At 59.2% G+C, this 15,525-nt stretch carries 12 protein-coding genes; 9 read left to right on the plus strand and 3 right to left on the minus strand.

What is annotated here, in order from left to right; genetic code table 11:
• The first annotated feature begins 201 nt into the window (after positions 1-201).
• The 4 genes from hemA (at position 202) to ACR0K4_RS01530 (ending at position 4,685) form a co-directional block, all read left to right on the plus strand.
• Complete coding sequence (gene hemA / locus ACR0K4_RS01515; protein WP_480852553.1) at positions 202-1,425, plus strand: 5-aminolevulinate synthase; 1,224 nt, start codon at positions 202-204, stop codon at positions 1,423-1,425.
• A 127-nt stretch (positions 1,426-1,552) separates the two neighbouring features.
• A complete protein-coding gene (locus tag ACR0K4_RS01520; protein ID WP_480515382.1) occupies positions 1,553-2,767 on the plus strand; it encodes a helix-turn-helix domain-containing protein in 1,215 nt (404 codons plus the stop codon).
• A gap of 71 nt (positions 2,768-2,838) precedes the next feature.
• Positions 2,839-3,960, plus strand: a complete 1,122-nt coding sequence (gene ispG, locus ACR0K4_RS01525) for a flavodoxin-dependent (E)-4-hydroxy-3-methylbut-2-enyl-diphosphate synthase (protein WP_480852554.1) — start codon at positions 2,839-2,841, stop codon at positions 3,958-3,960.
• Between the two features lie 158 nt (positions 3,961-4,118).
• A complete protein-coding gene (locus ACR0K4_RS01530) occupies positions 4,119-4,685 on the plus strand; it encodes a hypothetical protein (RefSeq protein WP_480852555.1) in 567 nt (188 codons plus the stop codon).
• Positions 4,686-4,744: 59 nt separating this feature from the next.
• Here the strand turns inward: ACR0K4_RS01530 and ACR0K4_RS01535 are convergent, their stop codons facing one another.
• A complete protein-coding gene (locus ACR0K4_RS01535; protein WP_480852556.1) occupies positions 4,745-5,503 on the minus strand; it encodes a DsbA family protein in 759 nt (252 codons plus the stop codon).
• Positions 5,500-6,882, minus strand: coding sequence for a M48 family metalloprotease (locus tag ACR0K4_RS01540; RefSeq protein WP_480852557.1), 1,383 nt, complete (start codon positions 6,880-6,882; stop codon positions 5,500-5,502). The genes ACR0K4_RS01535 and ACR0K4_RS01540 overlap by 4 nt, the downstream gene beginning before the upstream one ends.
• Between ACR0K4_RS01540 and ACR0K4_RS01545 the strand changes: the two genes are divergently transcribed.
• The 3 genes from ACR0K4_RS01545 (at position 6,881) to ACR0K4_RS01555 (ending at position 11,913) form a co-directional block, all read left to right on the plus strand.
• Entirely contained in the window at positions 6,881-8,044 is a 1,164-nt protein-coding gene (locus tag ACR0K4_RS01545) for a pyridoxal phosphate-dependent aminotransferase (RefSeq protein WP_480852558.1), read from the plus strand. The genes ACR0K4_RS01540 and ACR0K4_RS01545 overlap by 2 nt on opposite strands.
• A gap of 66 nt (positions 8,045-8,110) precedes the next feature.
• Positions 8,111-9,331, plus strand: a complete 1,221-nt coding sequence (locus ACR0K4_RS01550) for an N-acetylmuramoyl-L-alanine amidase (protein WP_480852559.1) — start codon at positions 8,111-8,113, stop codon at positions 9,329-9,331.
• Positions 9,332-9,426: 95 nt separating this feature from the next.
• Positions 9,427-11,913 carry a penicillin-binding protein 1A gene (locus ACR0K4_RS01555; RefSeq protein WP_480515368.1) on the plus strand — a complete coding sequence of 829 codons (2,487 nt, stop codon included), beginning with the start codon at positions 9,427-9,429 and terminating at the stop codon, positions 11,911-11,913.
• Here ACR0K4_RS01555 and ACR0K4_RS01560 read toward each other — a convergent pair.
• Positions 11,907-12,740 carry an aminoglycoside phosphotransferase family protein gene (locus ACR0K4_RS01560; RefSeq protein WP_480852560.1) on the minus strand — a complete coding sequence of 278 codons (834 nt, stop codon included), beginning with the start codon at positions 12,738-12,740 and terminating at the stop codon, positions 11,907-11,909. The genes ACR0K4_RS01555 and ACR0K4_RS01560 overlap by 7 nt on opposite strands.
• Positions 12,741-12,817: 77 nt before the next feature.
• Between ACR0K4_RS01560 and prfB the strand changes: the two genes are divergently transcribed.
• Complete coding sequence (gene prfB / locus ACR0K4_RS01565) at positions 12,818-13,942, plus strand: peptide chain release factor 2 (RefSeq protein WP_480515364.1); 1,125 nt, start codon at positions 12,818-12,820, stop codon at positions 13,940-13,942.
• Positions 13,943-14,126: 184 nt separating this feature from the next.
• Positions 14,127-15,524 carry an amidase gene (locus ACR0K4_RS01570; RefSeq protein WP_480852707.1) on the plus strand — a complete coding sequence of 466 codons (1,398 nt, stop codon included), beginning with the start codon at positions 14,127-14,129 and terminating at the stop codon, positions 15,522-15,524.
• The last annotated feature ends 1 nt before the right edge of the window (position 15,525 follow it).

Consider the following 15,525-nt stretch of genomic DNA (forward strand, 5'->3'; position numbering starts at 1 on the left):
CGCGTCTGATAGACGTAAGTTTACTTGTCGGTGCCGGTCCAAACCTATATTTGATGCAAATCAATGATGCGTTTCCTTTGGGGTTGTAGGTGATTGGCCCATAAGGAACGCAAAGTCGCCGACACAGGACCGCCTGTAGACCGTGACACATAAAGTCGCCCGGCTGCCGCGAACAGAGGCCGGGCATTCAAGGAGGGTCCGGTGGACTATACTGCTCAGCTCGATTCAGCGATTGCCAAGCTGCATGACGAAGGACGTTACCGGACCTTTATCGATATTGAACGTCGCAAAGGGCATTTCCCGCACGCAGTTCGCACCTGTCCGGACGGGTCGCAGCAGAATATCACCGTCTGGTGCGGCAATGACTATTTGGGGATGGGTCAAAACCCGGTTGTGCTGAACGCCATGCACGAAGCGGTTGAGGCGGCAGGGGCCGGGTCGGGCGGGACACGCAACATCTCGGGCACCACCGTTTATCACAAGCGGCTGGAGGCCGAGCTGGCGGATTTGCACGGCAAGGAAGCCGCGCTGCTGTTCACCAGCGCCTATATTGCCAACGACGCGACCCTCAGCACATTGCCCAAGCTGTTTCCCGGCCTGATCATCTACTCGGACGCACTGAACCATGCATCGATGATCGAAGGCGTGCGCCGCAATGGCGGGGCCAAGCGGATATTCCGCCACAACGATGTGGCCCATCTGCGCGAATTGCTTGAAGCGGATGATCCTGCCGCACCCAAGCTGATCGCATTCGAATCGGTCTATTCCATGGATGGGGATTTTGGTCCGATCGAAGAGATTTGTGATCTGGCCGATGAATTCGGTGCGCTGACCTATATCGACGAAGTGCATGCGGTTGGCATGTATGGCCCGCGTGGCGGAGGCGTGACCGAGCGTGATAATCTGGCGCATCGCATCGATATCATCAACGGAACGCTGGCCAAGGCCTATGGTGTGATGGGCGGCTATATCGCGGCCAGCGCCAAGATGTGCGACGCGGTACGCTCTTATGCGCCGGGCTTTATCTTTACAACTTCACTGCCGCCTGCGGTTGCCGCGGGTGCAGCGGCTTCGGTTGCGTATCTCAAGACCGCGCCGGAACTGCGCGAGCAGCATCAAACGCAAGCCAGTATCCTCAAGCTGCGCCTGAAGGGGATGGGATTGCCGCTGATCGATCATGGCAGCCACATTGTTCCTGTGATTGTGGGCAACCCCGTCCACACCAAGAAATTGAGCGACATGCTGCTGGATGACTACGGAATCTACGTTCAGCCGATCAACTTCCCCACTGTTCCGCGCGGAACCGAGCGCCTTCGGTTTACGCCTTCTCCGGTTCATGGGCCTGACGAAATGAACCGCCTGGTTCAGGCGATGGACGAACTTTGGTCACATTGTGCGCTAAATCGCGCCGAACTTGCTGGATAACCTCACGCTAAAGTGTGCAACGCGTTTGCCGCGTGTTAAGCTTAGGTAACAAAAGTGACGGACGAATCGTAATGGGAACGATTCTCCGTTAGCGTGAAACACGCGGCAGGCAGAATGGGGCAGCAGGATGATTGGGCGCAGATCACAGCGCGATTCCGAAATAGACACGGACGTCAGACCGAAAGGGTTTGACGACTACGAAGTTAGTCTTGGCGATGTCATGCGCGGCGAACGCGCGACAATGGGCAAGTCACTTCTGGACGTGCAGCGTGAACTGCGGATCAAGGCCAACTACATCGCCGCCATAGAAAACGCCGATCCCGACGCTTTCGATACCCCTGGCTTTATTGCCGGATATGTCCGGTCTTATGCCCGCTATCTGGGTATGAATCCCGACGAAACCTTTGCCACTTTCTGCGAGGAAAGCGGGTTTGAGGTTGCGCATGGCATGTCGGCCGAGGCTTCGGTGGTCAAGAAAGTCTCGGGTGGGTTGCCGTCTCGCGGGCCTATGGGACGCGATCCATTCATTTCTCCGAACACACCTTATATTCCCGGTCGCGAATCCGTAGTCAGCCAGATTGAGCCGAGGGCTATTGGATCGACTCTGGTTCTGCTGGCGGTGATTGGTGGCATTGGTTATGGCGGCTGGTCGGTTCTGAACCGTATTCAGCAAGTCCAGGTCAGCCCGGTTGAACAGGCGCCTGTGGTGCTGACCGACCTTGACCCCCTGGATGCCGCCCGTGTTCAGCCGCAGAGTGACGAAGTGGCCAGCGCAGAAAACCCAAGTGTTGAGGCGCTGGACCGTCTGTATCGTCCGCAAGCGTTGGACGTTCCGGTTCTGGTCGCGCGTGATGCGCCGATCTCGACTCTCGATCCGCGCACCGTGGGCACATTCCGGCCGCCGGAACCGCCCAAGATCGAAGTGGCTGAGGTTCACACGGTGGTGCGTCCTGATCTGCCGCAGGTTGTCGAAAAGATTGATACAACCTTGAAGATTGTGGCGGTTGCCCCAGCTTGGATGCGTGTCACTGCCGTGGATGGCAGCGTAATTTTCGAAGGCACGCTGGGCACCGTCGAACAGGGCAACACGTTCGAGGTGCCGTTGACCGAGGAGCCACCGCAATTGCGTGCCGGCGCTTCGGGATCGGTTTATTTCTCGATGAACGGCGAACATTTCGGCCCTGTCGGCGCGCCGGGCACTGTGGCCAAGGGTGTTGTGTTGTCGAAAGATGCCGTGGCTGAAAACTTCTCGGTTGCCGATCTTGAAGCCGATCAGAACAGCGCGCTCAAGCAACTGGTTGCGGAATTGCAGACCCGGGCGACAGAAGAGCCCACCGAGTAATCGGGCCATTGCGGCACAGCATCTGCCGGACTATCTAAAGGCGCAACCAAGGCAGATGCGAGCCCGTTCCCATGTCTCTGAACCACGTGCGCCCATGGCGCGATATCTATCGCCGTAAATCCCGCCAGATCATGGTCGGAAACGTGCCCGTTGGAGGCGACGCGCCGATAGCCGTGCAGACCATGACCAACACGCTGACCACTGATGTGGCAGCAACGGTTGCGCAGGTGCAGGCGGCAGCCGAGGCAGGCGCGGATATCGTGCGGGTGTCGGTTCCGGATGAGGCCTCCTCGAAAGCGTTGAAAGAGATCGTGCGGGAAAGTCCTGTGCCGATCGTCGCGGATATCCACTTTCATTACCGACGCGGGATCGAGGCTGCCGAGGCTGGTGCCGCCTGCTTGCGTATCAACCCGGGAAACATCGGTGACGAAAAACGGGTGAAAGAAGTGATCGCCGCCGCGCGCGACCACGATTGCTCGATCCGTATCGGGGTTAACGCGGGGTCGCTGGAAAAGCATCTGCTTGAGAAATATGGCGAACCTTGCCCCGAGGCGATGGTCGAAAGCGGGTTGGAGCATATCCGTATTCTTGAGGATAACGACTTTCACAACTTCAAGATAAGTGTGAAAGCCAGCGATGTATTTCTGTCGGCCGCCGCTTATCAGGGCATTGCCGAGGCGACCGACGCGCCGATCCATCTGGGTATTACCGAGGCCGGGGGGCTGGTCAGCGGCACCATCAAATCCGCCATCGGTCTGGGTAACCTGCTGTGGATGGGCATCGGCGACACGATCCGCGTCAGCCTGTCCGCCGATCCGGTAGAAGAGGTGAAGGTCGGATTTGAAATCCTGAAATCCCTGGGCCTGCGACACCGCGGTGTAAACATCATCTCATGCCCCTCCTGTGCGCGGCAGGGGTTTGACGTGATCAAAACGGTCGAAGCACTTGAGCATCGGCTGGAGCACATCAAGACCCCCATGAGCTTGTCGATCATCGGCTGTGTCGTGAACGGCCCGGGCGAGGCGCTGATGACCGATGTCGGCTTTACTGGCGGCGGGGCCGGGTCTGGTATGGTGTATCTGGCAGGCAAGGCCAGCCACAAGATGTCGAATGATCAAATGATCGATCATATCGTGGAGCAGGTCGAGAAAAAGGCCGCCGAATTGGATGCGGCAGCTGAAGCTGCCGAATAATCCAGGAAAAACTGTCACGCTGCCTGAACACTGGGAAGCTTCTAAGACCGTATTTCACGTTTGAAGATTTTTTCGAACCCCGAGATTCGATGCCATATTGTTGCCCAAGTCTGAATGAAGAAAGCCTATATAATAAAAATACTTAAGGGCATTACTTAATGAAATTAACTTGCAGTATCGCGGTGCTTATGTGCGTCGTGTTGGCGGCGTGCAGCAGTGGCTCGGGCGAGTTAGACCGCTATCCAAGACAGGTGGTTGTTCCGGTGCCAGACAACGTCGCCCAGACGAAGCTGCGATACCTGTCCGCCGGTTTGGCACCGGGTCGTACTGGCGACGCTGTCGATAGTCTTATCGTCACCTTAACGGTTGGGGGTCAGGGAAAACCGCCCAAAGATAAACCGCAGGTCCTGGCTGATCCGATTCTGGCGGCTCGGGTCGCAGAATCGCTTTGGGACGGAAGCGACCCCAAAGCCGCAATGAGTGTCGCACAACAGGTCGCCCGTGCAACCTATTGCCGATCCGGTCCGATCACCGCCAATACACGTGTCCGGCGCATCACCAATCCGCAGGACATCAATGCAGTTCTGGCGGAAAGCCGCAGGCAGGGGCGCGATGTCATTCCCGCCGGGATCCGAGGAGAATCTGTGCCCGCTGTGCAATTCCGTTCGGATGGGACGAACAGATGGGTTGTTTGGCTGAAATGTAACGCACCCTTTCCATACTGAGGGTGCGTTTCAAAGTTAAATTTTGGGCGGGGGACGGCGGTTTCCGCTCCTCGCCGGAATTACCCCTGTTCGGCGCGCACACCGTCTGCAATCTGCAACATCTGGTCGGCGGTCAGATAACCGCGCAACATCTCGGTGCCCAGAACAAACGAAGGCGTGCCCGAGATACGCATCCGCTGCGCTAACTCGCGAGTTTGCGCGATCTCGGCGGTCACGTCGTCACTGTTCATGGCCGTCAGGATCGCGTCGCTGTCCAGTCCCAGCCCATCCGAGATACGGCGCAGGGTCACCTCGGACGGTTCGCCGCTGAATTCCAGCAGCGCGTCATGGACCTGTTTATAGGCATCATCCCCGGCCACTTGCTTTGTAGCAATGGCAAAGCGCGAAGAGATCACCGAGGCGTCGCCCAGAATCGGAAGTTCCTTGATGACCAACCGGATGTTGCCATCTTCGGCCAGCAGGTTAGCGACTTCGGGAACCGCACGGCGGCAATAGCCGCAGCGATAGTCCATGAACTCGACCAGAGTGATGTCGCCATCGGGGTTACCGCCCACCCAGCTATAGCCGTCGTTGAACAGATCGTCTGCATTGGCAGCCACCAGTTCTTTGTCAGCGGCGGCCTCGGCGGCGGCGTTGCGCTCTTCGAGGATGTTGACCGCCTCAATGATGACCTCGGGGTTTTCCAGCAGGTATTCGCGCACCTGCGCGCCAAACTCGGCCCGTTCTGCGTCGGTCATCGCGTTCAGGTCCAGTGCCTGTGTGGGACCTGCGATCAGGGAAAGCCCCAGAAGGGCGGGTGCAGCATGTCTGAGGATCATTTCCGTTTCCTTTTCTTTTTTGTCGCTCTTTCGGAAGCAATCAACACATCCTGTGCCCTTTGCCAACCCGGAGAGCCGACGGGAAGCCGCGCAACTGCGCGTTTTGCATGGATACCTGCATCAGCCATCTTGCCTTGCAAGGCATAACGTTCAGCGGTCACGGCAGACGCCATGCCATTATTACCAACTTGTGAATACGCGACACCCAGATCCCGCATCAGCCGCGCATTGCGATGATCGCGGGCGCGTGCTTGCTCAAGCATATCCAGTGCATCTTTGGTCTGGCCATCAATCAGCAGGGCCCGACCATAGCCCGCCAGGACCAGCGGATCGTTGGGTGCCATTTCGACCGCCTGACCATAAGCTGCAACGGCTTCTTTTATCTGCCGGTTTTCCAGCAGTATCTGCCCTTTGAGCTCATAGTAAAACGCATCATCCGGTCGCAGCGCCAATGCGCCGTCAATGGCGGCGCGCGCCTTGGCCAGATCGCGGTTCTGGTGATGGGCGGAGGCTTCGCGCATCAAACGAATGTCCTGAGCCGTTTCTTCTTTCGCACGCCGCATCGTCCAGGTCGGCGAGCGCAGGAAGGCCGAGAGCTTGCCCTTCACCCGCGAAAACCAATAGTCGGCATTCTGGTTGGGTTGTGCCTGATCTCCGAACTCGTCCATGAACGCCTCGGCGGCGCGCAGACGTTCGCGGCTGGTGGGGTGTGAGCGCATGTAGGGGTCTTGATTGGTCTCGCTCAGAAACTCCTGACCGGCAAATTTCCGGTGCAGCTTGACCATGCCGCTGGGCGAAATGCCTGCCCATCGCAAATAGCTGGCGGCGCTGCGATCGGCCGACGCCTCTTCGGCGCGCGTATGACCCAGAAAGCTGCGCAGGGCGGATGATGTGGTACCGGCAGCGATCCCGGCTGCCGCCTGGCCGCCTCCGGCTGCGGCGGTGATCAGTGCAAGCGCAGTGCCCAGCCGGGCGTTGCGTTCCGCTGCCCGCAGGTTTTCGACCCGCCGTGCGAGGTGACCGTTGGCGATGTGCGCGGCCTCGTGCGCGATCACGGCCTGCAGCATTTCGGGGCTGTCGACCGCGAGGATCAGACCATAGTTCACATAGATGGCGTTATAGTCCACGACGAAGGCGTTGAACGTACTGTCATTGACCACAATGATGCGCACCTGATTGGTGTTCAGACCCGCGGCGCGCAGGACCGGAAACGCCAGTTCGCGCAGACCGTGTTCGATATCGGCATCCCGGATCAGGCTTTGGGCCGCGCTTTGCGCAGCACTTGTGATCCATGTCGCTGCAATCAGCAACAGGGCCGGGATTGACGCCAGCCTGGATACACGCTCAAAAGCCATGAACGCAATGTGGGAGATGGGCATGCGAAACTCAACCCGGTCCGAGGTCGATCCCTTTATCGTGATGGATGTGATGGAGGCCGCGCGCCGCGCCGAAGAGGCCGGTCGCCACATCATTCACATGGAGGTTGGCCAGCCCGGCACCGGCGCGCCCAAAGGGGCGACCGAGGCGCTTGCGAAGGCAATGGATCAAGGCCCGCTGGGTTACACGGTCGCTCTGGGACTGCCTGCGTTGCGACAGCGTATCGCGCGACTTTATGGCGAATGGTACAATGTCGATCTGAACCCCGAGAGGGTGGTGATCACGCCGGGCTCATCCGGCGGTTTCCTGCTGACCTTCACGGCGCTGTTCGACAGCGGAGATCGTGTCGGGATTGGTGCGCCGGGATATCCGTCTTATCGACAAATTCTCAGGGCGCTGGGCCTGGTCCCGGTCGATCTGCCCACTGCGCCGGAAAACCGGTTACAGCCAGTGCCAGATGACTTTGCCGGGCTGGACTTGCAGGGTCTGATGGTGGCTTCACCTGCAAACCCCACAGGAACAATGCTTGATCACGCAGCGATGGGAGCGTTGATTGACGCGGCTCAGACGCAGGGGGCCTCGTTCATCAGTGATGAAATCTACCACGGTCTGGAATACGAGGCGAAAGCTGTCACCGCGCTGGAACTGACGAATGAGTGCTATGTGATCAACTCGTTCTCAAAGTATTTCTCGATGACCGGCTGGCGTGTCGGATGGATGGTGGTGCCCGAGGATCAGGTGCGCGTCGTCGAACGGATCGCTCAGAACATGTTCATCTGCGCCCCGCATGCCAGTCAGGTCGCCGCACTTGCAGCGATGGAGTGCGAGGATGAATTGCAGGCCAATCTGGACGTGTACCGACGCAACCGCGCGCTGATGCTGGAAGGGCTGCCAAAGGCCGGTTTCACCAATATCGCACCGCCGGACGGGGCCTTTTATGTTTATGCGGATGTGTCTGATCTGACCGATGACAGCCGTGCCTTCGCGGCCGAGATTCTGGACAAAGCCGGGGTCGCCGTGACTCCGGGGCTGGATTTTGACCCGCGGCGCGGCCATGGAACGTTGCGGTTTTCCTACGCCTGTGCAACCGCGGATATCGAAGAAGGTCTGCGTCGCCTGCATCGTTTTATGTCTGAGCGTGGCGCGATCCCGGAACAGGTGTAAGGCGTTCACAAAACTGCCTCGGTGCGATAGTCTGGCGGTCAAACGATCTCGGGAACACTTGAGGCCATGAGCAGGATTTTCTACGCCATCGCGCTGGTATTGGCGATGACCAGTGCTGCATTTGCGCATGATTTCAGCGCACTTGCGCGTATTTTGCCAGATGACAGCCGCATCCGCGATGACGGGCGTGCAGGGGTGGTTGTCGAACTGGGCCTGAGCCAGGGTGTGCCCTACCGCGTTTTCACGCTGCGCGACCCTTACCGCATGGTGCTGGATTTTCAGGAGGTCGACTGGACCGGTCTGACACGCGACACGTTCTTGCAAACCGATCGGATCAGTGGCGTGCAATACGGGGCTTACGTGCCCGGTTGGTCACGCATGGTGCTGGATCTTGGCGCGCCGCTGGCGGTCGAAACCGCCGATATGCGAGTGGATGAGGGCGACGGCTCGGCCAGGTTGATCTTGCACCTGAAAGGCACCGATTTCGATCAGTTCGCGGCCACTGCCGGGGCACCGCGTCAGCCGGGCTGGGACTTGCCACCGCCCGAGATTGTTGCGACGCGACGTGACGCGGACGGGTCACGCCCTTTGCGCGTTATGTTGGATCCCGGTCATGGCGGCATCGATCCGGGGGCCGAAATTGCGCAAATCAACGAAAAAACCCTGATGCTGACCTTCGCCCGCGAATTGCGTGAGCTGTTGTTGCGGACCGGTGGGTTCGACGTGGTTCTCACTCGATCCGACGACCACTTCGTATCCCTGGAACGGCGTATCGCTTTGGCCCATCGGGCCGGGGCGGATGTGTTCATCTCGCTGCACGCGGACTGGCTGTCGGAAGGCAGGGCGCACGGGGCAGCGGTGTATACACTGTCCGAGGATGCTTCGGATGTGGCTAGCCACAAACTGGCCGAGCGCCATGATCGCGGCGACCTGATTGCGGGGATCGACCTGAGCGGTACCGATGATCAGGTCGCTGATATCCTGTTGGACATGGCCCGTCAGGAGACCAGGCCGCGCACGGACGCTCTGGCGCAGGCGTTGTCGCAGGGCATGACGCAGCAGGGCGGGCCGATGAACAGCAAACCGGTGCGAACGGCGTCTTTTTCGGTTCTCAAGGCGGCAGACATACCGTCCGTCCTGATCGAACTTGGATTTCTGTCCAGTCCTCGCGACCTGAAAAACATTCAGAATCCGGATTGGCGCATGGGCATGGCGCGCGGCATTCGCGACGGGTTGCAACGCTGGCGTCAGGATGATGTGATCAATCGGTCCCTGATTGGCCAGTGACCCGACGGCGTAAACCGGCTAATATTGGCCATCGTGTTTTGACCCTGAACAGGGTCGCTCCTATATAGGCGGCACCGCGAGCAAAAGGCAGTAACGTGATCCGTTTCATTCTTTCGTTTTTCGGGGCGATCTTCAGCCTCGTAACCCTGGGTATCTTCATGGCCGCACTGGTGATCGGTGCGGTGTTCTGGATGTATGGGCGCGACCTGCCCAGCCATGAATCGCTGGCGCAGTACAAACCGCCGACGATCAGCCGGATTTATTCCGGCGAGGGTCAGTTGATCGATGAATTCGCGCAGGAACGCCGCCTGTTTACGCCTTCCGAAGAAATTCCCGATCTGGTGAAACAGGCGTTCATCTCGGCGGAAGACAAGAACTTCTATACGCATCAGGGTTATGATCCGCGCGGGATCGTTGCCGCAGGCGTCGAGGCGGTCCAATCCAAGGGCGCGAATGTCCGCGGCGCGTCCACGATTACCCAGCAGGTGATGAAGAACTTTCTGCTGTCCGGCGACCGTCAGGCCGAGCGAAAGATCAAGGAAATCATCCTGGCCACCCGTCTGGAAGATACGCTCGACAAGGAACAGATCCTTGAACTCTATATGAACGAGATCTTTCTGGGTCAGAACTCTTACGGCGTGACGGCAGCGGCGCAGACCTATTTCAACAAGACGCTGCAGGAACTGGCCCCGCATGAGGCTGCAACACTGGCGTCGATGCCAAAAGCCCCGTCAAACTATCACCCCGTGTTCGAGAAACAACGCCTGCTGGACCGCCGAAACTACGTTTTGCGTGAGATGAATCAGAACGGATATATCGACGCGTCAACCTATGAGACCGAGGTTGCCATGCCGCTGCGCTCGGTCCAGAACGGCGATTTTGAAAGTTTCCGCACAGCTTTGCCGCCTCGCGACTACTTCACCGACGAAATCCGCCGCCAGCTGAGCGAGGATTTCGGTGAGGGTGAGTTCTTTACCGGCGGGTTCACCGTACGCGCTTCGGTGGACGAGGAAATGCAGGTCGAGGCGGCCAAGGCCCTGCGCGTGGCATTGCAGAAATACGACCGCTCACGCGGTAAGTGGCGGGGCACCGGAGAGGTGATCGCCGATGAGACGCTGGCGGACGAAGCCAAGTGGCGCGAGGCCCTGTCGACGCTGGAAATCCCGCGTGATGTGGTACTGCCAACGCAATGGTATCCGGCTGTTGTGCTGAACGTGGCCGAGCAATCGCTGACGGTCGGAATCGAAGATGGCCCTGCCGACGGGACAGTTCCACGCTCGGATATCCAATGGATGCAGGGCAATTTCTTCGACAATTTCAAACGGGGCGATGTCATTCTGGTCATGGCGGGCGAAGACGGCCAATGGTCGGCCCGTCAGGTGCCCGAGGTACAGGGTGGCTTTGTCGCGATGGACGTGAACTCGGGCCGCGTGCTGGCGATGCAGGGTGGGTTTTCCTATCAGGATTCGGTGTTCAACCGTGCCACGCAGGCGCAGCGGCAGCCTGGGTCCAGCTTCAAGCCCTTCGTCTATGCCGCCGCTCTGGACAGTGGCTATAGCCCGGCGACAATCGTTGTGGACGCGCCCATTGAGGTGAACACACCGCAGGGGCTCTGGCGTCCCAAGAACTCGTCGAACAAGTTTTACGGCCCGACACCGCTGCGCACCGGAATTGAACAATCACGGAACCTGATGACCATTCGTCTGGCGCAGGAAGTGACCATGCCGGTGGTCGCAGGTTATGCCGAACGGTTCGGCGTCTATGACCGGATGGGCGCGTTCCTTGCGAACTCGCTGGGGTCCGAGGAGACGACGCTTTATAAGATGGTCGCGGCCTACGCGATGTTCGCCAACGGCGGTGAGCGGGTTGAGCCCACACTGGTCGACCGCATTCAGGACCGCTTTGGCAAAACCATCTATCGCCATGACGACCGCCAGTGTCTGGATTGTAACTCAAGCTGGTTGGAGCCTGACGAGGCTCCGACAATCGAGACAAACAGGTCTCAGGTCATGGACGCGATTACCGCCTATCAGCTGACCTCGATGATGAAAGGCGTTGTGGATCGCGGCACCGCATCCAGCTTTGTCAATTTGCCGGTGCCGACGGCGGGCAAGACGGGCACGACCAACGACTCGAAGGATGCGTGGTTCATCGGGTTTACATCCAACATCGTGGCCGGGTGTTACATCGGTTATGATCGCCCGCGCCCCATGGGACGTGGCGCCTATGGCGGCACCATGTGCGGCCCGGTCTTCCAGAGCTTTATGGAACACGCGACCGAGAAATACGGTGGCGGCCCGTTCGACGTGCCAGAGGGCGGACATTTCATCAAGATCGACCGCTTCAGCGGCGCGCGCCTGCCCGAAAGCGCGACCGGCGACTATGTGGTCGCCGAGTATTTCCGCGATGGCGTCGATGGCTTCATCGACCGCGTCTATGACGGCGGCTTTGCGATGGGCTCTGATCTGCCGTTGTTCGAAGAGGCCAGTTCGGGCCGTCAGGTAACCACCTCGACCGGGAACACGATCACGGTTGGCCCGAACGCCAGTCAGGGCGATCTGCAGGGCGGCGGGCTTTATTGACCCGCTGCCTCCAGCAACAGACGCAACAGATCGGCTTCGGGGTCGTGCCCGATTGTTCCACCAGCCCGCCAAAAGATTGAAAGCGCACATTTAGCGGCAGCCCATTTCGCAAGCCGGTCGCGCGATACGTTCAAAGCACCAGCATAGAGCGTCAGACATCGTTCGATCTGTTCCGGACGCCGGACCAGATCTGACATCCCCTTGGGGTGGCGCAGGGCATTGGCCAGCTCAAACGCGCGATCGCCCACATAACCTTTGGCGTCAATGACCTTAGGTCCGGTGTTTGTCAGGATCACATTGTCGGGGTGCAGATCTCCGTGCAGCGGAACGGGGTTTGTTTGGTTGTCGAGCATATGATGCGCAAGATCGCAGGCCATCTGCATATCGGCTTTCAACCCCACCGGACAATCCGACGAGAACGCGAAGGTGTAGAGGGGGCCAAAGATATCGCTCAGGGGTCGCCATGCCGGATGATCGGGAATTGGTGCTGAATGGAGCCGTTCTGCCGTTTCAGCAAAAAGGGACAGTGCCTGCATTATCTTGCCGTCGCGGGCCATGTCGCCGAGTGTCGGGCCGCTCAGCCATTCCATGAGGACCGCGTTTTCTGTCTCGGCCAGAATCCTGACGGCACCGGCACCGTTCCACATCCGAAGAATTCGAGTTCCGGCGGCTTCGTTTCCACGATCCTGGCGATTGTAGAGTTTGAGGGCCGCCATTTGCCCGTCCTGCGTCCGGACCTTCCACACGCGCGCATGGCCGGTTTCCGAGACCAGAATGGCCCCGCTCAGCCCCCATGCATCAAGGATATCCGCCAGAGCGGCAGGCATTCGCGTCTCCTTCATCTTGTGGTGGCCTGAACCTCTTGCTATCACGCAGGCCTGATTGAGCAAGTTGGGACGTAACCATGCGCGCGGAAACCCAGAATATCGTGGCGGACATCGAAAAGTCGCTGGAGCTGTTGTCGCAGCGCATGGACTATGAAACCGCGCCGCACCGGCTGGAAGAGTTCAACGCCCGGGTCGAAGACCCCAACCTGTGGGATAACCCGGAAAATGCCCAGAAACTGATGCGCGAGCGTCAGATGCTGGTGGATGCCATTGAAACCTACGAGTCGATCAAGACCGATCTGAGCGACAATATCGAGTTGATCGAACTGGGTGAAATGGAGGAAGACGAAGAAGTCGTCAAAGACGCCGAAGATGCGATTGCCAAACTCGGCGCGAAAGCGGCCAAGAAAGAGCTTGAGGCGTTGCTGGACGGTGAAGCGGATGGCAATGACACCTTCCTCGAGATCAACTCGGGCGCCGGAGGGACAGAAAGCTGTGACTGGGCCTCGATGCTGGCGCGGATGTATGTGCGTTGGGCCGAGAAGAAGGGCTATACGGTCGAACTGCAGTCCGAGACGGCTGGGGAAGAGGCTGGAATCAAATCCGCAGCTTACAAGATTTCCGGCCATAACGCCTATGGCTGGTTGAAATCGGAAAGTGGTGTGCACCGGCTGGTGCGCATCTCGCCCTTTGATTCCGCGGCCAAGCGGCACACCTCTTTCAGCTCGGTCTGGGTGTATCCCGTGGTCGATGACAATATCGAGATCGAAGTGAACCCGTCGGATATCCGGATCGATACCTACCGGTCGTCAGGTGCGGGTGGGCAGCACGTGAACACGACGGATTCGGCCGTGCGGATTACCCATATCCCGACCGGAATTGTTGTGACCAGTTCGGAAAAGTCGCAGCACCAGAACCGGGATATCGCCATGAAGGCGCTGAAATCGCGGCTTTACCAGCAAGAGTTGGACCGGCGGAACGCGGATATCAATGCGGCGCATGAGGCCAAAGGTGATGCGGGCTGGGGTAACCAGATCCGGTCCTACGTTCTGCAGCCTTACCAGATGGTCAAGGATCTGCGGACGAATTTCGAAACTTCTGACACCAAAGGGGTGTTGGACGGTGATCTCGACGGGTTCATGGCCGCAACGCTGGCCCTGGATGTGGCAGGCAAAAGCCGGTCCGAAGCGCAGGGCGATTAGGTCGGGCAGGGGGCGCTGCCCCCGCCGCGGCAAGCCGCGACTCCCCCGGGATATTTTTGGCCAGATGAAGCCGGGGCGGGTGCGCGGTCGGATGGGAAAAGATACATCTAAACAGTGGGTTTAAATGCCGGGACGGCTTGGCTAGGCTGGTTGGTAACCGCTGATGAGGACGCTCGAGCCATTGATGGACCTGACCCAGATTTCTGCCCAGACCCTGCTGGCTGATTTGGCCGATCGACGCGTGTCCTGTGCGGAGGTGATGCAGGCCACGCTGAATCGGATCGGACAGGTCAATCCTGATGTGAATGCCATTGTTGCGATGCGCGATGAGCAGTCGCTGTTGGCAGAGGCGCAGGCGCTGGATGCAGGACCCGTTCGGGGGCCCTTGCACGGTTTGCCGATGGCGGTCAAGGATCTGGTCAATGTGGCGGGTATCGTGTCGTCGCAGGGCTCGCCGTTGTTTCGGGATTTTGTGCCCGAGGTGGATGATCTTCCGGCGGCGCGCTTGCGGGCGGCGGGGGCGATTTTGATCGGCAAGACCAATTCGCCGGAGTTTGGATTGGGATCGCACACTTTCAACCGGGTCTATGGTGCGACCAGCAATCCCTATAATGCCGAACGGACCTGTGGCGGGTCGTCCGGGGGCGCCGCGGTCGCGTTGGCAACCGGAATGCTGGCCTTGGCGGACGGCTCGGACATGATGGGCAGTTTGCGCAACCCTGCCGCGTGGAACAATGTGTACGGTTTTCGGCCAAGCTGGGGCGTGGTTCCGTCAGAGCCTTCAGGCGATGGATTCCTGCATCAACTATCGACATTGGGTCCGATGGCGCGGTCACCGGCAGATCTGGGGATCTTACTGGATGTCACGGCCGGTCCGGATGCAAGGCTACCCAACAACAGCCCCTTTGAGAACGGCGGCCTGGTGCTGCCATCTGACCTGTCCGGTATGCGGATTGGGTGGCTGGGGGATTGGGGCGGCGCATTTCCGTATGAGGCGGGTATTTCGGATATCTGTCAGGATGCACTACGGGTCTTTGCCGAGCTTGGTGCCCATGTGGACGAAGTGGCCCCGCCGTTTGATGCCGATCTTATCTGGGAGAGTTGGATCACCTTGCGATCCTGGTCGATCGCGGCGGGGTTAGAGCCGATGTCCGAGCGAAAGGACGCGCTGAAAGACAGTGCTCAGTGGGAACTTGACCGGGGGTTGGCGATGAGCGCGATGGAGATACATCGCGCCAGTGTCATCCGGTCGGACTGGTTTCGTAAGGCAGTTCGGGTGTTTGAAGATTTTGATGCGCTGGTCCTGCCATCGGCTCAGGTCTGGCCATTTCGGATCGATATCCCCTATCCGACTGAAATCGCGGGCAGTCTGATGGACACTTACCATCGCTGGATGCAGGTGGTGACTCCGGTCAGCCTGCTGGGTCTTCCCTGTCTGGGCATGCCCGCCGGATTTGGGATCGATGGGTTGCCGATGGGGATTCAGCTGTTTGGACCGCGCGGGTCGGACGCGCGCTTGTTGTCAATGGGCGCGGCCTATCACGAAGCCACAACCTGGCCGCAACGGCGACCGGCATTTTAGA

The organism is Ruegeria sp. K11, from assembly GCF_056531905.1.